Source organism: Streptomyces tateyamensis (genome assembly GCF_003205575.1).
In the GTDB taxonomy this organism is placed as follows: domain Bacteria; phylum Actinomycetota; class Actinomycetes; order Streptomycetales; family Streptomycetaceae; genus Kitasatospora; species Kitasatospora tateyamensis.
On sequence record NZ_PYBW01000010.1, the window covers coordinates 82,780 to 101,269 of the forward strand.

Consider the following 18,490-nt stretch of genomic DNA (forward strand, 5'->3'; position numbering starts at 1 on the left):
GCTACAGCCCGTGTGGGTCCGTGGCGCGCGTACGATGCGCGCCACCCGCAGCGGCCCCGCGCCAGTCGAACGCCGGTGCGGTGGCCGGTCGGCACCGCCACCGACACAGCTACTGAGGAGAAGAGAAGAGCATGCGCGACGCGTACCACGAGGAACTCGACTCGATCGGTGACAGCCTGGTCGAGATGGCCCGGCTGGTCGGGTCGGCCATGGGCCGCGCGACCACCGCGCTGCTCGACGCCGACCTGGAGCTCGCCGAGTCGGTGATCGCGGCCGACGGCAAGGTCAACGACCTGCACCACGAGCTGGAGAACCGCGCGATCGACCTGCTGGCCCGCCAGCAGCCGGTCGCCACCGACCTGCGCATCGTGGTCACCAGCCTGCGGATGAGCGCCGACCTCGAGCGCTGCGGCGACCTGGCCCGGCACGTCGCCAAGGTGGCCCGGCTGCGCTACCCGGAGACCGCGGTGCCCGGCGACCTGCACCCGATCGTGCTGGAGATGGGGCAGCTCGCCCAGCGCCTGGTGGCCAAGGCCGGCCAGGTCATCGCGACCAAGGACGTGGAGGCCGCGCTGCAGCTGGAGCGCGACGACGACGCGATCGACCAGCTGCACCGCGAGCTCTTCACCCACCTGATCGACGACCGCTGGCAGCACGGCATCGAGACCGGCGTCGACGTGACCCTGATCGGCCGGTACTACGAGCGGTTCGCCGACCACGCCGTCTCGGTCGCCAAGCGGGTGGTCTTCCTGGTCACCGGGGAGCACGCGGGCGAGTACATCCCGGACTCCCCGATGCCGACCGAGTGACCGTCCACCGGTAAACCCGAACGCGCCGTCGTGGGGGAGCACTGGCCGGCCGCTCCCCCACCACCGCGCGCCCGTTGACGCCCCGTCAACAGGCGGGCTTCACTCGATGGGCAGGCAGCTGTCTGCCGTCTTCGAGGAGGAGACCGCACCATGAACACCACCCCCCGGCCCGTCCCGACCCCCGCCGAGCCGACCGCCTGCTGTGCCCCGGCCCAGCAGCGGGTCCTGCTCGGCGCCTGCGGCTGCAGCGCCGGCTGCGGCTGCGGCTGCCAGTCCGGTGCCCCCTGCCAGTGCGGCGGCGCGACCGGCGGCTGCTGCGGCGGCCACTGAGCGGCCAGAACGCGGGTGGGCCCGGCCGCCTCGGCCGGGCCCACCCGCGTCGTCGCGCCCTGCTTCAGGCGCTGAGTGCTACTTGCCCTACTTCTTGCCCTGGTTCTTGACCGCCTCGATGGCGGCCGCGGCGGCCTCCGCGTCGAGGTAGCGGCCGCCCGGGGTGACCGGCTTGAAGTCGGCGTCCAGCTCGTAGACCAGCGGGATGCCGGTGGGGATGTTCAGGCCCGCGATCGCCTCGTCGGAGATCCCGTCCAGGTGCTTGACCAGCGCGCGCAGGCTGTTGCCGTGCGCGGTGACCAGCACGGTCCGGCCGGCGGCCAGGTCCGGCACGACCGCGTCGTACCAGTACGGCAGCATCCGGTCGACGACGTCCTTGAGGCACTCGGTGCGCGGGCGCAGCTCGCTCGGGATCTCGGCGTACCGGGCGTCGCCGGCCTGGGAGAACTCGGCGTCGTCGGCCAGCGCCGGCGGCGGGGTGTCGTAGGACCGGCGCCACAGCTGGAACTGCTCCTCGCCGAACTCGGCCAGGGTCTGCGCCTTGTCCTTGCCCTGCAGCGCGCCGTAGTGGCGCTCGTTCAGCCGCCAGCTGCGGCTGACCGGGATCCAGTGGCGGTCGGCCTTGTCCAGGGCGATCTGCGAGGTGCGGATGGCGCGGCGCAGCAGCGAGGTGTGCACCACGTCGGGGAACAGGCCCTCGGCGGCGAGCAGTTCGCCACCGCGCGCGGCCTCCTTCTCACCCTTCTCGTTGAGGTCGACGTCGACCCAGCCGGTGAAAAGGTTCTTCTGGTTCCACTCGCTCTCGCCGTGACGGAGCAGGATCAGTCGGTAGGTCGTGTCAGCCATGGCGCACAGCTTAGTGCGTCGGAAATAACCGCTGGCTGGGGCGTCCACCGAATCAGTAATGTGTGCCCGTCGTCTGAGCCACTTACTGATCCGGTGGGCGGTCACCCCACTCCGCTGACCGGGTCCCCTGCCGCCCGGGAGCCCCGATGCCCGCACCCGCCACCCTGCTGCCTCCCCGGATCCGCAGCGCCGCCGTCGAGTCGGTGGGCGGTCTGCCCGCGGCCTTCTGGTGGCTGTGGACCTCGACCCTGGTGAACAAGCTGGGCGGCTTCGTCGTCACCTTCATGGCGCTGTACCTGACCGCCGAGCGCGGCTACTCGGGCACCTACGCGGGCCTGGTGGCCGCGCTCTTCGGTCTGGGCTCGGCGGTCGCCTCGCTGGTCGGCGGGGTACTGGCGGACCGGATCGGGCGCCGGCCCACCCTGCTGGTCGCGCAGACGCTGACCGCACTGTGCACCGCGGCGCTGGGCTTCACCCAGGGGCAGCTGATGATCGCCGTGGTGGCCTTCCTGACCGGGCTGAGCGCCAACGCCTCCCGACCGGCCACCTCGGCGATCATCGCCGACGTGGTCCCGGCCGCCGACCGGGTGCGGGCCATGTCGCTCAACTACTGGGCGATCAACATCGGCTTCGGCGTCTCCTCGGCCGTGGGCGGGCTGATCGCGCTCAGCGGCTACCTGCCGCTCTTCCTGGGCGACGCGGCGACCACGCTGCTGTGCGCGCTGGTGGTCTTCGTGAAGGTGCCGGAGTCGCGACCCGAGCTGCCGGGCGGGGACCGGGTGCGGGAAGGGGCGCCGGCGGCCGCGGACCCGCAGATCAGCCTGGGCACCGTGTTCCGGGACCGGCGGTTCATCGCGCTGGTCAGCATGACCTTCCTGTTCGCGATGATCATGCAGCAGGGCAACACCACGCTGGCGATGGTGATGGGCAGTGCCGGGCTGAAGTCGCAGTTCGGCTGGGTGATCGGGCTCAACGGGCTGCTGATCGTGGTGCTGCAGATCCCGGTGGTCTGGGCGATCCGCGGCCGCGACCGGGCCAAGCTGCTGATGGCCGGGGCGCTGCTGGCCGGCTGGGGCGCGGCGCTGGCCGCCTTCGCCGGGCACTCGGTGCTGTTCTTCGCGCTGAGCGTGGTGGTCTGGACGGTCGGCGAGATCATCCAGGTGCCGACCAACATGGGCCTGGTCGCCGAGCTCTCGCCCACCCACGCCCGCGGGCGCTACCAGGGGGTCTCCTCGCTGGCCTGGTCGGCGGCCTCCTGCGTCGGGCCGGCCGCCGGCGGCCTGCTGCTGGACCACGCCGGTCCGGCCGCGGTCTGGGGCGGCTGCGCGGTGCTGGGCACGGTGGCCGGGATCGGCTACCTGCTGGTCGGCCGCCGGGCCGACGCCACGGCCTCGGCCCGGGTGGCGGCACGGGCCGCCGCGTAGCCGCGGGCGCGGGTGGGGCGGGCGGGGGCGGGGTCAGGCGTCCTGCTGCGGTCCGGTCAGGTGGGCGAAGGCCGCCAGGTTGCGGGTGGACTCCCCGCGCTTGGTCCGCCACTCCCACTCGCGCCGGATCGCGGTGGCGAAGCCGAGTTCGAGCAGCGTGTTGAACGGTTCGTCAGCGCTCTCCAGCACCGTGCCGAGCAGCCGGTCCACCGTCTGCTCGTCCAGTGCGGACAGCGGCAGCCGGCCCGTCAGATAGATGTCGCCCAGCGGGTCCAGGGCGTAGGCGACGCCGGACAGCCGGGTGTTGCGCTCCAGCAGCCAGCGGAAGACGCCCTCGTGGTTCTCGTCCGGGCGGCGGATCACGAAGGCGTTCACCGAGAGGGTGTGGTCGCCGACCCGCAGCGCGCAGGTGGTGCTCAGCTTGCGGGTGCCGGGCAGGGTGGCGACCAGGGTGTACGGGTCGGCGACGGCCGGCTCCCAGCCGCAGCCGGCCTCGTCCAGCGCGGCGGCGAGCAGTGCGAGAGCCTCGTCCTTGGTACGGATAGCCATGCCGGTGACGTTACCGGCAGGTACCGGTCGGCGGGTACGCCGCGCCCCGGCGCCGCTCGGGGCTGCGCTCAGGCCCGCACACGGCTGCGCTCAGGCCGGCTCGGGGCTGCGCTCAGGCCGGCTTGCGCCGGGTGAGCGCCAGCCGACCGGCGGGGCGGACCAGGGCGCCCGAGTACACCTCCGCCGTCGCGGCCGCCGCCGCGCCCCAGCCGAAGCCGGCCGCGTGCGCCGCTGCCGCCGCGCCCTGACGGGCCGCCAGCTCCGGCTCCGTCACATACGGCTCCAGCGCCCGGGCCCAGTCCGCCGGGTCGTGGCCGCGGACCAGCCGGCCCGTCTCCCCGTCCCGCACCGCGACCGGCAGGCCGCCGACCGCCGCGGCCACCACCGGGGTGCCGCAGGCCTGCGCCTCCAGCGCCACCAGGCCGAAGGACTCGCTGTACGAGGGCATCACCAGCGCCGTCGCGGCCCGGTACCACTCGGCCAACGCGGGCTGGCCGACCGGCGGGTGGAACCGCACCACGTCACCGATGCCGAGCTGGGCGGCGAGCTTCTGCAGGCTCTTCGGCTCTGCCAGCCCGCTGCCCGAGGGGCCGCCGACCACCGGGACCACCAGCCGCTCGCGCAGCTCAGGGCGCCGGGCCAGCAGCACAGCGACCGCCTTGAGCAGCACGTCCGGTGCCTTGAGGGGCTGTATTCGGCCGGCGAAGAGGAGCACCGCGGCCTCGGCCGGCAGCCCGAGCCGGGCCCGGGCGGCCCGCTGGGCCGCCCGGTGAGCGGTGCCGGGGGCGTGCGGCCGGAAGACGTCCAGGTTGACGCCCGGATGCACCACCGCGAGCTGGTCGGGACGGGCGCCGTAGTGGCCGGCCAGCTCGCCGGCCTCGTCCGCGGTGTTGGCGATCAGCCGGTCGGCCGCCTCCACCACCTGGGTCTCGCCGATCACCCGGGCCGGCGGCTCGGGGGTGTCGCCCTCGGCCAGCGCGGCGTTCTTCACCTTGGCCATGGTGTGCATGGTGTGCACCAGCGGGACGCCCCAGCGCTCCGCGGCCAGCCAGCCGACCTGGCCGGAGAGCCAGTAGTGCGAGTGGACCAGGTCGTAGTGGCCGGGGCGGTGGCCGGCCTCGGTGCGCAGCACGCCGTGCGTGAAGGCGCACAGCTGGGCCGGCAGGTCCTCCTTGACCAGCCCCTCGTACGGACCCGCGGTGACGTGGCGCACCAGCACGCCGGGGGCCAGCTCCACGCTGGGCGGCAGGTCCGAGGAGGTGGCCCGGGTGAAGACCTCCACCTCGATGTCGAGCGCGGCCAGGCGCTTGGCCAGCTCGACGATGTAGACGTTCATCCCGCCCGCGTCGCCGGTGCCGGGCTGGTGCAGCGGGGAGGTGTGCACGCTGAGCATCGCGATCCGGCGCGGCGCGCGGCCGCGGCCACCGGTGAGGGCGTGCAGGCGCCCGCGCGACGGGCCCTGCCGCTCGCGCCGCACCGGCGGCACGGGATGCTTGATCACCTGACTGGGGCCTCTCTGGTCTGCCTCGCCTACTACTCTGCCGGTCCAACAGGCTGACAACCGCACGTGCTCCGTGTGCATTCCCGCACGGGGACCGGCCCTGGCGCCGGCCCGGTGCCCGCGGGCGCCGGGCCGGGTCGAACGGCCGCCCACGTACCCTGCCGTCATGGCTGCTTCCTTCGACCCCGGCGCGTCCGGACACCCCGCGGGCCGCGGCGAGCAGGGCCGCGTCGCGGCGCGCGGGTCGGCGGCCCGGCCGGTCGGCACCGTCACCCGCGGCACCACCAACACCAACCGGCTGCGCCGGATGGACCGGTGGATCGTGCACGCGCTCGGCCCCCGGCTGCGGGCGGCCGTCGTGGCGCCGGTGGCGGTGGACCTGGGGTACGGCGCGGCGCCGTGGACCGCGGTCGAACTGCACCACCGGCTCACGGCGGTCCGCCCGGACCTGCGGGTGGTCGGGATCGAGATCGAGCCGGCCCGGGTGGCGGCCGCGCTGCCGTACGCCCGCCCGCCCGGCCTGACCTTCCGGCGCGGCGGCTTCGAGGTGCCGCTGGACGGCGCCCGGGCCCAGCTGATCCGGGCCGCCAACGTGCTGCGGCAGTACGAGGAGGAGGCGGTCGAGGCGGTCTGGGCCCGGCTGTGCGGGCGGCTGGCCCCGGACGGCCTGCTGGTCGAGGGGACCTGCGACGAGGTCGGGCGGCGGCACGTCTGGGTGGCGCTCGGGCCCGAGGGGCCGCGCACCGTCACCTTCGCGGCGCGGCTGGCCTCGCTGGACCGCCCCTCGGACCTGGCCGAGCGGCTGCCCAAGGCGCTGATCCACCACAACGTGCCGGGGAGGCCGGTGCACGCCTTCCTGACCGAGTTCGACCGGGCCTGGGCGGCGGCCGCGCCGTACGGGGCGTTCGGGGCGCGGCAGCGCTGGGCGGCGGCGTGCGCGGCGCTGGCCGGGTCCTGGCCGCTGGTGGACGCGCGGGGGCGGTGGCGGCAGGGCGAGGTCACGCTGCCGTGGGCGGCGCTGGCGCCCTGACCGGGCCCGGGGCCGCCCCGCTCCGGGCCGGGATCGTTCGAGCCCTCACCTATTTCACTCGAACGAGTTATCGAATTTCTCTGGCGTATTGACGCGCCGTCAGGCCACTATGGAGCCCATCCGGTGACGCTCCTTGATTCGATCAGACTGCCGCGCCTACCCCTCCCCCGCTCCCCGCGGGCCGGGCTCCAGCGCGTCCCTCGCCTGTTCGAAGGCCCGGAGCGCCGCCGCATCGAACAGCACGAACCGCACCTCCGCCAGCTCCGCCGCCGGCCCCTGGGCCAACTCGTCCTCCACCGCCCGCAGGGCGATCCGCGCCGCGTCCGCCATCGGCCAGCCGTACACCCCGGTCGAGACCGCCGGGACCGCCACCACCCGATCACCCGCCTGCGCCGCCAGCCGCAGCGACTCCCGATAACAGGAGGCCAACAGCTCCGCCCCGCGCTCGTACTCGGTGCCCCCGTAGACGGGGCCGACCGTGTGCACCACGTGCCTGGCCGGCAGGTTTCCGGCCGTCGTCAGCACCGCCCTACCGACCGGCAGCCCCTTCCCGTAGTGCGAGGCCCGCAACTTTCGGCACTCGGCCAGGATTTCCGGACCGCCCGCCCGGTGGATCGCGCCGTCCACCCCGCCCCCGCCCAACAGGGACGAGTTGGCCGCGTTGACCACGGCATCAACCCGCTGCTTCGTGATATCACCCTGAACCAATGTGATCTGTGTCACCGTCAGCTCCTCGTTCCCGGCCGGGCACGGTCCTCGGCCACACGTCACGCAAGCTAGCCGACAAGCCCCCAGCAGCGTGGCAATAGCCACATCCACGCCCACCAGCCAAGGAAATCCTCGGAGATCACGTTATGGTCGCGGAAGGTTCCCTGACTCGCAGTGCCGCGCGGGCACTGCGCGCGGATCGCAGCCGTTACCCCGTCAGGGAAGAGGAGGAATCGTCCGTGCCCGCTACGGGAGACGGGGCGGGAGCCGGCCAGCGCCGGTCCGGCACCCCGGCGACTGCTGGCCCGCGCCAGCGTGTTGCCGCCCCCTGCCCTGATCCGGCCAAGGCACCGAGCGTCGGCAGCGGACTCAACGACATGAGCGGCCTCAGCTCGATGCACGGACTGGACTCCCTCGAAGGCCTCGGCCGGCTGGACGGCCTCACCACGGTCGGGCCGTTCGGCGAACTGGGCGGGTTGGCCGCCGCCCGCCACTCGGAGCTCGCCGAGCAGAGCGGCGCGCCGGGGGCCGCTCCGCTCACGCTGCCCGCACCGCGGGCCACCGCTCGGTCCGGCGGCGCCGAGCGGGCCACCGATCCGGTCCGGCTGCTGGTGATCGAGAGCGAGGCGAGCGACCCGCGGCTGGTCGAGGAGCTGGTCGCCGCCGGCGGGGCCCCGATCGAACTGCACCGGGCGCCCGGGCTGGCCCAGGCCGCCGGGCTGCTCGCCCCGGCCCGCCCAGGCACGGGTCGGCGCAGCCGTACCCCGCGGGTCGACTACAGCTGCGTACTGCTCGACCTGGCCGCCCCGCCGGCCGGCGCCGCCGCGGGCGACCCGCTGGACGGCCTGCGCGAGGTGCTCCGGCTGGCCCCGAACGCCGCAGTCGTGGTGCTGACCGGGGCCGCCGACGCCCAACTCGGTGCCGCCGCCGTGGCGGCCGGCGCCCAGGACTCGCTGACCAGGGACGAGACCGACGGCCCGCTGCTGGCCCGGGCGCTGCGGTACGCCCTGGAGCGCAAGCGGGCCGACGAATCGCAGCGCCGCCTGGTCGAGGCCGAACTGCGCGGGCAGGAGAACGCCCGCCTGCAACGCCACCTGCTGCCCACCCCGCTGCTGGACGGGGCCGACCTCTCCTTCACCCGGCGCTACCGCCCGGGCCGGCGGCGCGCCCTGCTCGGCGGCGACTTCTACGACGCGGTCCGCACCGACGACGGCTCGGTGCACGTCGTGATCGGCGACGTCTGCGGCCACGGCCCGGACGAGGCCGCGCTCGGCGTCGCACTGCGGATAGCGTGGCGCACCCTGGTGTTCGCGGGCCTGAGCGGCCAGACGCTGCTCACCACCCTGCAGCACGTGCTGGAGCACGAGCGGCGCAGCGACGAGATCTTCGCCACCCTGTGCATGCTGGTGATCACCCCGGGCGCCCCGCCGGAGCAGGCGCCGCGCGGCCACCGCAGTGCCCGGGCGGCCGACCAGCTCGCTGCCGGGGCGACCGAGCCGCGCCCGGCCCCCGGGGTCGGCCAGCAGCCGCTGCCTTCCGAGCGCCCCGGTATGGAGTACGCCCAGCTCTACCTGGCCGGTCACCCGGCGCCGCTGCTGCTCTCCGCCGATCGGCGGCCGGCGGTGCTGCCCAGCGAGCTGGCAGGTCCGGCGCTCGGGCTGCTCCCGTGCGACGACACGGAGTCCGCCTGGCCGGCGCAGCACGTCGAGCTGGAACCGGGCTGGAGCCTGCTCCTCTACACCGACGGCCTGATCGAGGGGCGGGTCGGCGCCGGTTCGCGCCGGCTGGGCCAGGACGGCCTGGTCGGGCTGATCGGCGACCACCAGGCCGGCGGGCTGACTCGCGGCCGCTTGGTGGACGGCGCACTGGCCGAGGTCGAGGAGCTCAACGGCGGCGCACTGACCGACGATGTCGCGGTGCTGCTGCTGGAGCGCAACCAGCAGCCCGTCCTGATGGGCTGAACCCCGCCCGCTGCCGCGGTCGCGGCAGGGCCGCCCGCGCGCTCACCAGCGCGGGCGACCGCCACCGCGGCGGCCGAGCGCACGCAGCGCCCGGCTGATCGGATCGGTGCCGCCCCGGCCGGCGGTGACGGCCTGGATCGCCGGGCGGACGTCCACCATGTAGACGATCGCGGCCACCAGGCCGATCAGCGGCAGGAAGCGGAAGATGCTGGCGCCGAAGAGCAGGTCGAAGCCGAGCGCCAACCCGAGGATGACCAGCCAGAACGGCTTGGTCTTCTTGTCCGCCGCCCGGTAGGCGTCCTCCCGCCGGAAGACGGCGTCCACGAAGGCGTAGGCGTTGAAGAGCAGGATCGCGGACGAGAGGTACCAGAACGGGTTCAGCAACTGGAAGGACAGGAACTCACTCACCCAGGTCTCCTCAACCGATCCGTGCCGTCAGAGTCACTCGTTGACTTCCCCCGGCACCGCTCCTCAACCCTGACACACTCGGGCCCCGTTCAGGGCCGGGTCGTGCGTCTTCACTGCTCCGTGGCGGGGCGCTTGCGGGCCCGCGGAGCCTTCTTGGCCGGCTGCTCCGGCTCGGCCTGCTGCGCCGCGGCCGGCTCGACCTCCTCGGCCTCGACCTCCTCGGCGTCCACCGGCACGGTCTCGGCCCGCTCGACCGTCACGGCCGGCTCCTCGGCCCGACCGGGCACGTTCTTGTCCATTACGCCCTTGCCGCGCACGGCCAGCTCGTCGTAGGCCTCCTTGGCCTGCACCGCCAGGCCGGCCGCCCGGCCGACCTGCTGCAGCGCGAACTCCTGGGCCCGCTCCTGCAGCCCCTTGAGGTCGGTCGGCAGCGTGGTCACGGTGCCGACCACCTTGGCCTGAGCCTCCTTCAGGCGGGCCACCGCGGCCTCCTGGGTCCCCTTGCGGTCGGCGGCCAGCGCCTCGACCCGGGCCGGAACCTCGCGCAGCTTCTCGACCGCCAGGTCACCCGCGCCCGCGAGCGCGTACAGCGGCGTCGGGTCGCTCAGCGTCCTGCGGATCTCGTTCCTGATCTCCTCGGTACCGGGCATCAGCTCGTCCTTCCGTGATTCGTGTTCTCCGCGACGAAAGCCTCGTACACGGACAGCAGCGCGTGCTTCTGCCGTTCACTGATCGCCGGGTCCGCGAAGATCGCGGCCCGCAGGTCGGCCCCGCCCGCGGGGTGTTCCTCCAGGAACCCCGCCTGCACGTAGAGCGTCTCGGCCGAGATCCGCAGCGCCTTGGCGATCTGCTGCAGGATCTCCGCACTCGGCTTACGCAGTCCTCGCTCAATCTGGCTGAGGTACGGGTTGGACACACCCGCGGCCTCGGCCAACTGGCGCAACGAGTACTGCGCGGTGCGCCGCTGCTCGCGGATGTACTCCCCCAGCGAGCTCACGTTCAGTGAAGCCATGCCCCCATGCTGCCTACCACTGCTTGCAAAAGCAAGCGCCCCAGTTAGCGCGCCGCCCCCAAGGACTCGAAAGGTCGGCGCACCGGACGGACCGTCACCCGGTACGCGCACTGCTCCTGCCAGGGCCTAGGTGAGCCGGACCGGCATCAGCACCGAGTAGTGGCCAGCTCCGGTGGCTGCCGAGCGGATCGCCAGCGGGCCGATCGGGCCGCCCAGCTCCAGCAGCAGCTGGCCCGTTCCGGCGTCACCCGCGGCCAGCGCCTCCAGCAGGAAGTCCCGGTTCACCGCGACCCGCAGCACCTCGCCCTCGCCCTCGCCGGCCCCGGGCTCGCCTACCACCCGCAGTTCGCCGTCCCCGCCGAGCGAGAGCACTGTGAGGTCGACCGGCGCGCCCGCGGGCTCACCCGGCTCGGGGCGGTAGGGCCGGCTCGGCCCCTGCGTGACCGCGCGCCGCAGCACCTCGGCACCGATCAGCGCCCGGTGCGTGGGTTCCAACCGGAGCAGTCGGCGGTAGTCGGGGAAGTCCAGGTCCAGCCGCTCGCCGCTGACCGTCTGGGCCCCCGGCACCTCGGCCACCACCCGCGCGCCCTCCACGGTCAGCCGCAGCTCGCCCTCCCCCGCCAAGGCGAGCGTCCGGATCCGGTCCGCCAGCGCCGCCGGCAGCAGCACCTGGAACTCGCCGTCGGCCCCGGAGCGCACTGCGGCCTGGCCCACCGCCAACCGGTACCGGTCGGTGGCGACCGCTCGCAGCACCTCGCCGTCCAGGTCGAGCAGGATCCCGCCGAGCACCGGCTTCCCGGGGTCGGCACTCACGGCGAAGCGGACGGCGGCCAGGGCCGCCGCGAACTCCGCACGGTCCAGGACGATCTCGGTCATCAAAAGCTCCCTCTGGTCGATCAGGTCATGGACGAGGGAGAGCTCGCGACGGGCGTCGGCCAGGCCGTCCTCCAGCCGTCGCAGGTGCGCGTCGAGCACCCGGTGCGCCGCGGCGGACCCGGGCGGAGCCGCCAGCACCAGACGGATCTGCGCCAGCGGCAGCCCGACGCGGCGCAGCCGCGCGAGCAGCCGGGCCGTGGACAGTTGCTCGGGCGCGTACCAGCGGTACCCGGTCTGCGGATCCACCTCGGCCGGGCCGAACACCGCGGCGCCGTCGTAGAACCGCAGCGCGCTGACGGTCAGTCCGCTCTCCCGGGCCAGTCGGCCGATGCTGCGCATCCCGCTCTCCATGCCCTGGACTCTGCTGCCTCGACCTGGTCGAGGGTCAACTACGCCGGGACCGGACAAGCCGGGCTCGAGCACACCCGCCTCAGGCACGCCGAGCTCGGGCACGCCCGGCTCAGGCACTCCCGGCTCAGGCATCGACGTCCTCGGTGAGCACCCGGTAGACCGGCCCCAGCAGTACTGCCAGTTCCCGCCCGCCGACGGTGATCCCCGAGGCGCCCAGCCGCTCGACGGGCAGCGGTTCCGCCGCCCCGGGCGGGTCCTCCTCCTGGCGGAGCGTGAAGTCCCCCTGCCAGTAGTCGTCCGTCTCGCTCATCAGGCCGTCACCTCCGCCTCGGCCAGCGCCTCCTGGGAGAGCGTCAGCAGTTCGCGCAGTTCGCCGGTGGACAGCTCGGTCAGCCAGCGCTCGCCGTCGGCCACCGCGGTCCGGGCCAGCGCCCGCTTGCCCTCGATCATCTCGGCGATCCGCTCCTCCACCGTCCCGGCGCAGACGAACCGGCGGACCTGGACGGTGCGCCGCTGCCCGATCCGGTGCGCCCGGTCGGTGGCCTGCTCCTCGACCGCCGCGTTCCACCAGCGGTCCAGGTGGACCACCTGGTTGGCGGCCGTCAGGTTGAGCCCGGTGCCGCCCGCCTTGAGCGAGAGCAGGAACACCCCGGGGCCGTCCGGACGCTGGAACCGGCTGATCAACTCCTCCCGCCGCCGGGCGCCGAGCCGGCCGTGCAGGTGGAGCACCTCGGTGTCGAGCCGCTCGGCCAGGTGGCGGTGGAGCATGGTGCCGAACTCGGCGTACTGGGTGAAGACCAGGGTGCGGTCGCCCTCGGCGAGCGCCTCGGTCAGCAACTCCTCCAACCGGGCCACCTTGCCGGAGCGGCCGGCCACCGGCGAGCCGTCGTGCAGCAGCTGGGCCGGGTGGTTGCACACCTGCTTGAGCCGCCCGATCGCGCCCAGCACCGCTCCCTTGCGCTCCACACCCTTGGTACCGCGCAGCCGGTGCAGCAGGTCGGCGACCACCGCCTGGTAGAGGCCGGCCTGCTCGGCGGTGAGGGAGCACCAGACGGTCATCTCCTCCTTGGCCGGCAGCTCCGGCAGCACCGCGGGATCGTCCTTGCGCCGGCGCAGCAGGAACGGGCCGGTGCGGCGGCGCAGCTCGGCACCGCGGACGGGGCTGCCCTGCTGCTCGACCGGCACGGCGTACCGCTCCTTGAAGGCGGCGGCCGAGCCGAGCAGTCCGGGGTTGGCGAAGTCCAGCAGCGCGTGCAGGTCGGCGAGCCGGTTCTCCACCGGGGTGCCGGTCAACGCGATCCGGTGTGCCGCCGGGATCGAGCGCAGGGCGCGCGACTGCGCGGTGGCGCTGTTCTTCACGGTCTGCGCCTCGTCGGCGATCACCCGGTGCCAGCGCAGCGCGCGCAGCTGCGGAGCGTCGCGCTGGAGCACCCCGTAGCTGGTGATCACCAGGTCCGCCCCGGCCACCGCGGCCTGCAGTTCCCCGTGCTGCCGGCGGTCCGCGCCGTGGTGCACGTGGACCCGCAGCATCGGGGCGAACCGGGCCGCCTCCCGGCGCCAGTTGGCGATCAGCGACATCGGGCAGACCAGCAGGGTGGGCTGTTCCCCGGGCGCGGCCCCGGGCCGCCGGGCGTGCTCGGCGGCCAGCAGGGCCAGCGTCTGCACGGTCTTGCCGAGCCCCATGTCGTCGGCCAGCACCGCGCCCAGCCCCAGCCGGCTGAGCGCGTCCAGCCAGGCCACCCCGCGCTGCTGGTACGGGCGCAGCACCGCGCCGAACTCGGCGGGCAGGCGCACCTCGGCGCCCACGCCCGGGTCCGCCGCACCCGCCATACCCGCCGCACCCGCCGCACCCGTTCCGCCCGCCCCGCCCCCGTCCAGCAGTTCCCCCAACACCCCGGCGGCCCGGACGGCGCCGACCGGCAGCCCGGCCACCAGCGCGCCAAAATCCAGCGCCAGCCGCAGCAGCGGTCCCGGCGGCCCCTCGCCGCTCCCCTGCCGGGCCAGGAAGTCCACCGCCACGCCGAGCTGCCGGGCGTCCACCTCGATCCACTGCCCCCGGATCCGGACCAGCCCGCGCTTGGCGGCGGCCAGTTCGGCCAGCTCCTGCTCGGTGAGCGGCTCGCCGTCCAGGGCCAGCTGCCAGCGGAAGGCGAGCAGTGCGTCCCGGTCCAGCCGCTCGGCGCGCGGCACGGCCGCGGTGGCCGGCCCGTGCAGCGACAGCGCCATCCCGAGCCGGGGCCGACGCTGCCACCAGGTGGGCAGCAGCACGCCGAAGCCTGCCTCGGTGAGCTCGGGCGCGCTCTCGCGCAGGAAGTCGAGCACCTCGTCGCGGTCCAGGGTCAGCGCCTTGGGTCGCGGTTCGCGCAGCCCGGCGAACAGCGCGGGCCGGCATCGGGCGGCCCGGTCCAGTTCGGCCAGGAAGCCGGCCCGCGGGTCGGCGGTGTGCCGCTCGAAGGCCGCCAGCGCCGCCCCGCCGGCCCAGAGCCCGGCGGCGGGGACCAGCAGCGAGGGCTCGTCCACGGCCTGCAGCAGGAAGTCGATCCGCCAGTGCTCGCCGACCGCCCGCCCCTCGGGGTCGGCCGGATCGGGGCCGAGCGGCTCGACCACCCGGAAGCAGAGCCGCACCGCGGCGTCGGCGGGCCCGTACCAGTGGGCCAGCTGCATCCCGAGCCGGTCGAGTTCCGCGGGGTGCCCGGCCACGGCACCGTCCGGCCCGCCCAGTGCGGCGAACCACTCCTCGGCCGCCGAGCCCCCGTCGCCCAGCCGCGCCGCCAGCCGCACCCGCACCTCGCAGTCGGTCAGCGCCGCCAGTACCTCGTCCAGCAGCTCCGCCCCCGACCGCTCGCCGCGCAGCACCCGCGGGCACCCCGCCGCCAGCGCCGCCGCCTCCCGGCGCGGCGCCGCATCCGGCGCCGGCAGCCAGCGGGCCGTGCCGCCCCCGTCCGGGGTGCGCGCCAGGCCCGGCAGTACCTGACCCGCGCCCGCCAGCCGCCAGGCCAGGTCGTGCACGCCGGTCAGCCAGCGCAGTGAGGCCCCGTACGCAACGTCGACCCGGCAGACTTCCGGTACCTCGGAGGTGGTCAGCGCCCAGCGCGGATCGAACAGCTCGCCCAGCAGCTGCGCGCTCTCGGCCGCCCCGAACTCCAGCACCGGCACCCGCCAGGACCGCAGTGCCACCCCGCCCGGGGGCCGGCGTACTCCCGGCGCGACGGCAGCGGCTCCGCCGGGGCCGGCCTGCCGAGGCCCCGGGCCGGGCAAGCTCTGCCGGTCTCCGCGGCCGAGCAGCTCGGGCGAGGCGGCGGGCCCGCCGCCGGCCGCCGGCAGGGCCAGCGTGGCCCAGCGCTCGGCCGCCTGACCGGCCAGCCACTCGTGGCCCGGACCGATCCCGCCCAGCACCTGGGCCAGCAGCTCGGCCGAGCAGGCGAACGGGTGCGCACCACCCGTCGGCCGCCCGGTCGCGCCGCGGGCGCGGGCGTCCTCGGCCCAGAGCGCGACCCGACCGCCCAACCGCCACAGCGCGTGCACCGCGAACACCCGGGCCACCTCCTCACAGGCACCTTAACCAGCACGGAAGACATCCCCGGCGCTTGTGGTTGAACTTTGAACCACCTAGGACTATGGTGGAGCCAAGAAGTTGAAGACTAAACAAACGATCGAGGAGCTCGTCATGGGTCTGTTCAGCCGCAAGAGCGACACCGCCGCTGCCACCACCGCCGTCGCCGCCGCACCCACCCCGGCACCGGTCGCCGACCTCGCGCACCTGTCCGGCGACTACACCATCGACACCACGCACAGCCGGCTCGGCTTCAGCGTCCGGCACGCGATGGTCACCAACGTCCGCGGCGAGTTCGCCGAGTGGGAGGGCGTCCTGCACCTGGACGGCAGCAACCCGGCCAACTCCACCGCCGAGCTCACCATCCAGGTCGCCAGCATCAACACCGGCAACGAGCAGCGTGACGGCCACCTGCGCACCGGTGACTTCTTCGAGGTCGAGACCCACCCGCTGATCAGCTTCCGCAGCACCGGCACCGAGCAGCTGGACGCCGAGACCTACCGGATGACCGGCGAGCTGACCATCAAGGGCACCACCCGCCCGGTCACCCTGGACCTGGAGTACACCGGCACCGCCACCGACCCGTACGGCCTGCAGCGCCTGGGCTTCGAGGGCCGCACCACGGTCGACCGCACCGACTTCGGCCTGACCTACAACGCGGCGCTGGAGACCGGCGGCGTGCTGATCGGCGAGAAGGTCAAGCTGAGCTTCGACATCTCCGCCGTCCGCTCCTGACCCTGGGCCCACCGCCCCAGGACCACCACCCCGAGCGCCCTCCCGACGGCCCCCGGACCTGCCGATGCGGCAGGATGACCGGGGGCCAGGAGAGAAGGGGGACGCGGTGGAGCTTCGCCAGCTGCGCTACTTCGTGACGGTGGCCGAGGAGCTGCACTTCGGCCGCGCCGCCGACCGCCTGGTCATCGGCCAGCCCGCGGTCAGCCAGCAGATCCGGCGCCTGGAGCGGGAGTTGAAGGTCGAGCTGTTCGACCGCTCGCCCCGCACGGTGCGCCTGACCCCGGCCGGGGAGGCCTTCCTGCCCGCGGCCCGCGCGGTACTCGGCGCCGCGGACTCGGCCCGCGCGGTGGCCGCCGACCTGGCCGCCGCGGGCGCCGCCGGCCGGCTCGGACGGTTCCGGCTGGGCACCATCACCGGCCTCGGCGACCGGCTGGACCGCATCCTGGACGCCTTCGAACGCCAAGCCCCGGACATCCGGGTGGAGTTGACCGCCGTCCCGGTCCGCGAGCGGCTCGCCCGCCTGACCGACGGCAGCCTGGACGCCGCCTTCGTCCGCGGCGCGCTCCCCGAGCACTGCCCCGAACTGCAGTTGCTCCCGCTCTGGCGGGACGCACTGGTGGCCGCCGTGCCGGCCCGCCACCCCCTGGCCCGCCGCCCCGCCCTGCACCTGGCCGAACTCGCCGAGCTCCCGCTGCGGTTGACCGAGCGCGGCAACCACCCCGCCCTGGTCGACCTGGTGCTCGGCAGCTGCCGCGCGGCCGGCTTCGACCCCGTCCCGGGCCCCACCACCGGCAACCTGCAGGACACCCTGGCAGCCCTCGGCACCGGCGCCCCGATGTGGACCGTGGTCTACGCCGCCAACGCCCGAATCATGCGGGTCCCCCGGGTGGCCTTCGTACCCTTCACCGACCCCGGCCTCGCCCTGGACACCGCGCTGATGCTGCGCCGAGGGCCGCGCCCGCCCGCCCTCGAGCTGCTGCTCGCCGCCTGCCGATCGGCCCCGGAACCCGCTGCCACCAGCGACGATCAGGATTCGTGATCGCTGCCAGACGGTTTCGGGTCTGGGTCGGCGAGCCCTCGGCTGGTGGACTTGGTCCATCGGCGAGACGCCCCGGAACCCCCGGCGGCGAGGCCGCGAACCGAGGAGCAGACATGCCGATCGTCACCGTGCAGCAGGGCCCCCGCGACGTCGCGCTCAAGCGCGAGCTGGTCGCCCGGATCACCGACGCCTTCGTCGACGCGTACCAGATCCCGGCCGAGACCGTGCAGGTCTGGATCCACGAGGTACCGACCGACAGCTGGGGCGCGGCCGGCAAGCTCGTCGCCGACAAGTAGCGGCCAGGCAACCGACAACCAGCCTGCTACCGAAGTCCGTTGACCACCGCCGCGTCCTCCGCCGCCAGCCAGCAGGCCCGCGGCGGGGTCAACCAGCCCTCCCGCTCGCCGAGTTCGGCCGCCGCCTCGAGCAGCAGCGGCAGCCCCTCGGGGGTCGAGCCGGGGCGGTGCACCAGGCTGACCAGGGTGACCGGCACCGGATCCACCAGGGGACGGGTGACCGCGCCGGGCAGCTCGGGGCCGCCGACCGTGGTCAGCATCGGCGTCCCGTGCCGGTCCAGGTAGCGCGCCGTCTCCGTCGCCCCCACCGGCGGCGGCAGCGCCGGCGCTGCGGTCAACCCGTGTGCCGCCAGCAGCCGTTCACCGAAAGCGGTCCACTCAGAGGTGGCCGGATTGCCCGCGCAGACGTCCACCGGGTGCCCGGCCAGCTCGGCCAGCCGGATCGCCGCCCGGCCGGCCAGCGGGTGCCGCTCGGGCAGGAGCAGCGCCACCTGCTCCAGCCGGACCGGGTGGCCCACCAGGCGTTCGCGCAGCGCCGCCGGCAGCCCGGCGAACCAGCCGAACGAGACGTCCAGCCGTTCCGCGAGCAACTCGCGGGCCCCGGCAGCCAGACCGCCGTGGTAACGGGCCATCAGCTGCAGCTCCGGATCCGCCGCCCGAACGGCCGTCAGCAACCGCTCGGCCGTCAGGTCCTCGCCGGTCACCGCGCTGTTCAGGTCCAGCAGCAGGACCCGGTCCGCCACCGGGGCCAGCATCTCCTCCTGCAGCGCCAGCAGGCGGCGGGCCTGCGGCAGTAGCCGCTCCCCGGCCGCGGTGAGCAGCACGCTGCGGGTGGTGCGGGCGAACAGCTGGCGGTCCAGCAGCCGTTCCAGGGTCCTGACGTCCCGGCTGAGCGCCTGCTGGGCCAGGTGCAGGCGGGACGCCGCGTGCCCGAAGTGCAGCGTCTCGGCGACCGCGACGAAGCCACGCAGCAGGCGTGGATGCAGGTCGACGGGCATGCGGCCCACCGTAGCAGCGATTGACAACAGGGATGCGTCAATAGTTCGGAACAGGTGTTGGACC

The 18,490-nt window shown here is 74.5% G+C and carries 19 protein-coding genes; 8 read left to right on the top strand and 11 right to left on the bottom strand.

The window, feature by feature from the left end; all coding sequences use genetic code 11:
- The first annotated feature begins 131 nt into the window (after window positions 1–131).
- Together phoU and C7C46_RS02505 are read left to right on the top strand one after the other, a co-directional pair.
- A complete protein-coding gene (phoU, locus tag C7C46_RS02500) occupies window positions 132–809 on the top strand; it encodes a phosphate signaling complex protein PhoU (RefSeq protein WP_110665121.1) in 678 nt (225 codons plus the stop codon).
- A gap of 150 nt (window positions 810–959) precedes the next feature.
- Window positions 960–1,139, top strand: coding sequence for a hypothetical protein (locus tag C7C46_RS02505; protein ID WP_110665124.1), 180 nt, complete (start codon window positions 960–962; stop codon window positions 1,137–1,139).
- 87 nt (window positions 1,140–1,226) lie between these two features.
- Here C7C46_RS02505 and C7C46_RS02510 read toward each other — a convergent pair whose 3' ends face one another.
- Complete coding sequence (locus tag C7C46_RS02510; RefSeq protein ID WP_110665125.1) at window positions 1,227–1,985, bottom strand: phosphoglyceromutase; 759 nt, start codon at window positions 1,983–1,985, stop codon at window positions 1,227–1,229.
- Between the two features lie 146 nt (window positions 1,986–2,131).
- On the opposite strand from C7C46_RS02510, the gene C7C46_RS02515 reads away from it, so the two are divergent.
- A complete protein-coding gene (locus tag C7C46_RS02515) occupies window positions 2,132–3,409 on the top strand; it encodes an MDR family MFS transporter (protein WP_110665127.1) in 1,278 nt (425 codons plus the stop codon).
- Between the two features lie 33 nt (window positions 3,410–3,442).
- Here C7C46_RS02515 and C7C46_RS02520 read toward each other — a convergent pair whose 3' ends face one another.
- Both C7C46_RS02520 and mshA read right to left on the bottom strand, forming a co-directional pair.
- On the bottom strand, window positions 3,443–3,958 hold the full coding sequence (locus C7C46_RS02520; RefSeq protein WP_110665129.1) for a YbjN domain-containing protein: 516 nt from the start codon (window positions 3,956–3,958) through the stop codon (window positions 3,443–3,445).
- Window positions 3,959–4,070: 112 nt separating this feature from the next.
- Entirely contained in the window at window positions 4,071–5,456 is a 1,386-nt protein-coding gene (gene mshA / locus C7C46_RS02525; RefSeq protein ID WP_425470009.1) for a D-inositol-3-phosphate glycosyltransferase, read from the bottom strand.
- A gap of 310 nt (window positions 5,457–5,766) precedes the next feature.
- On the opposite strand from mshA, the gene C7C46_RS02530 reads away from it, so the two are divergent.
- On the top strand, window positions 5,767–6,489 hold the full coding sequence (locus C7C46_RS02530; protein ID WP_245984057.1) for a class I SAM-dependent methyltransferase: 723 nt from the start codon (window positions 5,767–5,769) through the stop codon (window positions 6,487–6,489).
- Window positions 6,490–6,645: 156 nt separating this feature from the next.
- On the opposite strand, the gene C7C46_RS02535 is transcribed toward C7C46_RS02530, so the two are convergent.
- A complete protein-coding gene (locus C7C46_RS02535) occupies window positions 6,646–7,212 on the bottom strand; it encodes an O-acetyl-ADP-ribose deacetylase (RefSeq protein WP_110665131.1) in 567 nt (188 codons plus the stop codon).
- A 362-nt stretch (window positions 7,213–7,574) separates the two neighbouring features.
- Here C7C46_RS02535 and C7C46_RS02540 point away from each other — a divergent pair, with 362 nt between their 5' ends.
- On the top strand, window positions 7,575–9,158 hold the full coding sequence (locus C7C46_RS02540; RefSeq protein WP_245984041.1) for a PP2C family protein-serine/threonine phosphatase: 1,584 nt from the start codon (window positions 7,575–7,577) through the stop codon (window positions 9,156–9,158).
- Window positions 9,159–9,200: 42 nt separating this feature from the next.
- On the opposite strand, the gene C7C46_RS02545 is transcribed toward C7C46_RS02540, so the two are convergent.
- The 6 genes from C7C46_RS02545 to C7C46_RS02570 form a co-directional block, all read right to left on the bottom strand.
- Window positions 9,201–9,566, bottom strand: coding sequence for a DUF2516 family protein (locus C7C46_RS02545; RefSeq protein ID WP_110665133.1), 366 nt, complete (start codon window positions 9,564–9,566; stop codon window positions 9,201–9,203).
- A 110-nt stretch (window positions 9,567–9,676) separates the two neighbouring features.
- Complete coding sequence (locus C7C46_RS02550) at window positions 9,677–10,216, bottom strand: hypothetical protein (RefSeq protein ID WP_110665135.1); 540 nt, start codon at window positions 10,214–10,216, stop codon at window positions 9,677–9,679.
- Entirely contained in the window at window positions 10,216–10,578 is a 363-nt protein-coding gene (locus tag C7C46_RS02555) for a helix-turn-helix domain-containing protein (RefSeq protein WP_110665137.1), read from the bottom strand. Before C7C46_RS02555 ends, C7C46_RS02550 begins: the two co-directional genes overlap by 1 nt.
- A gap of 126 nt (window positions 10,579–10,704) precedes the next feature.
- A complete protein-coding gene (locus C7C46_RS02560; RefSeq protein WP_110665140.1) occupies window positions 10,705–11,805 on the bottom strand; it encodes a DNA polymerase III subunit beta family protein in 1,101 nt (366 codons plus the stop codon).
- 124 nt (window positions 11,806–11,929) lie between these two features.
- Window positions 11,930–12,115, bottom strand: a complete 186-nt coding sequence (locus C7C46_RS02565; RefSeq protein WP_110665142.1) for a hypothetical protein — start codon at window positions 12,113–12,115, stop codon at window positions 11,930–11,932.
- Complete coding sequence (locus C7C46_RS02570) at window positions 12,115–15,348, bottom strand: DEAD/DEAH box helicase (RefSeq protein ID WP_220040545.1); 3,234 nt, start codon at window positions 15,346–15,348, stop codon at window positions 12,115–12,117. Before C7C46_RS02570 ends, C7C46_RS02565 begins: the two co-directional genes overlap by 1 nt.
- A 124-nt stretch (window positions 15,349–15,472) precedes the next feature.
- On the opposite strand from C7C46_RS02570, the gene C7C46_RS02575 reads away from it, so the two are divergent.
- The 3 genes from C7C46_RS02575 (at window position 15,473) to dmpI (ending at window position 17,428) form a co-directional block, all read left to right on the top strand.
- Window positions 15,473–16,093 carry a YceI family protein gene (locus C7C46_RS02575; protein WP_110665146.1) on the top strand — a complete coding sequence of 207 codons (621 nt, stop codon included), beginning with the start codon at window positions 15,473–15,475 and terminating at the stop codon, window positions 16,091–16,093.
- A 106-nt stretch (window positions 16,094–16,199) separates the two neighbouring features.
- Window positions 16,200–17,132, top strand: coding sequence for a LysR family transcriptional regulator (locus tag C7C46_RS02580; protein ID WP_110665148.1), 933 nt, complete (start codon window positions 16,200–16,202; stop codon window positions 17,130–17,132).
- Window positions 17,133–17,245: 113 nt separating this feature from the next.
- Window positions 17,246–17,428, top strand: coding sequence for a 4-oxalocrotonate tautomerase DmpI (gene dmpI / locus C7C46_RS02585; RefSeq protein WP_110665150.1), 183 nt, complete (start codon window positions 17,246–17,248; stop codon window positions 17,426–17,428).
- Window positions 17,429–17,454: 26 nt separating this feature from the next.
- Here dmpI and C7C46_RS02590 read toward each other — a convergent pair whose 3' ends face one another.
- Entirely contained in the window at window positions 17,455–18,426 is a 972-nt protein-coding gene (locus C7C46_RS02590) for a LysR family transcriptional regulator (RefSeq protein WP_110665152.1), read from the bottom strand.
- Window positions 18,427–18,490 lie beyond the last annotated feature (64 nt).

What these genes read in the sequence shown, in the direction of transcription:
- C7C46_RS02560 (WP_110665140.1), bottom strand. Translation starts at nt 11,805, where the DNA reads ATGGAGAGCGGGATGCGCAGCATCGGCCGACTGGCCCGGGAGAGCGGA.
- C7C46_RS02530 (WP_245984057.1), top strand. Translation starts at nt 5,767, where the DNA reads ATGGACCGGTGGATCGTGCACGCGCTCGGCCCCCGGCTGCGGGCGGCC.
- dmpI (WP_110665150.1), top strand. Translation starts at nt 17,246, where the DNA reads ATGCCGATCGTCACCGTGCAGCAGGGCCCCCGCGACGTCGCGCTCAAG.
- C7C46_RS02555 (WP_110665137.1), bottom strand. Translation starts at nt 10,578, where the DNA reads ATGGCTTCACTGAACGTGAGCTCGCTGGGGGAGTACATCCGCGAGCAG.
- C7C46_RS02540 (WP_245984041.1), top strand. Translation starts at nt 7,575, where the DNA reads ATGAGCGGCCTCAGCTCGATGCACGGACTGGACTCCCTCGAAGGCCTC.
- C7C46_RS02565 (WP_110665142.1), bottom strand. Translation starts at nt 12,115, where the DNA reads ATGAGCGAGACGGACGACTACTGGCAGGGGGACTTCACGCTCCGCCAG.
- C7C46_RS02510 (WP_110665125.1), bottom strand. Translation starts at nt 1,985, where the DNA reads ATGGCTGACACGACCTACCGACTGATCCTGCTCCGTCACGGCGAGAGC.
- C7C46_RS02520 (WP_110665129.1), bottom strand. Translation starts at nt 3,958, where the DNA reads ATGGCTATCCGTACCAAGGACGAGGCTCTCGCACTGCTCGCCGCCGCG.
- C7C46_RS02590 (WP_110665152.1), bottom strand. Translation starts at nt 18,426, where the DNA reads ATGCCCGTCGACCTGCATCCACGCCTGCTGCGTGGCTTCGTCGCGGTC.
- C7C46_RS02505 (WP_110665124.1), top strand. Translation starts at nt 960, where the DNA reads ATGAACACCACCCCCCGGCCCGTCCCGACCCCCGCCGAGCCGACCGCC.
- C7C46_RS02575 (WP_110665146.1), top strand. Translation starts at nt 15,473, where the DNA reads ATGGGTCTGTTCAGCCGCAAGAGCGACACCGCCGCTGCCACCACCGCC.
- C7C46_RS02550 (WP_110665135.1), bottom strand. Translation starts at nt 10,216, where the DNA reads ATGCCCGGTACCGAGGAGATCAGGAACGAGATCCGCAGGACGCTGAGC.
- phoU (WP_110665121.1), top strand. Translation starts at nt 132, where the DNA reads ATGCGCGACGCGTACCACGAGGAACTCGACTCGATCGGTGACAGCCTG.
- C7C46_RS02515 (WP_110665127.1), top strand. Translation starts at nt 2,132, where the DNA reads ATGCCCGCACCCGCCACCCTGCTGCCTCCCCGGATCCGCAGCGCCGCC.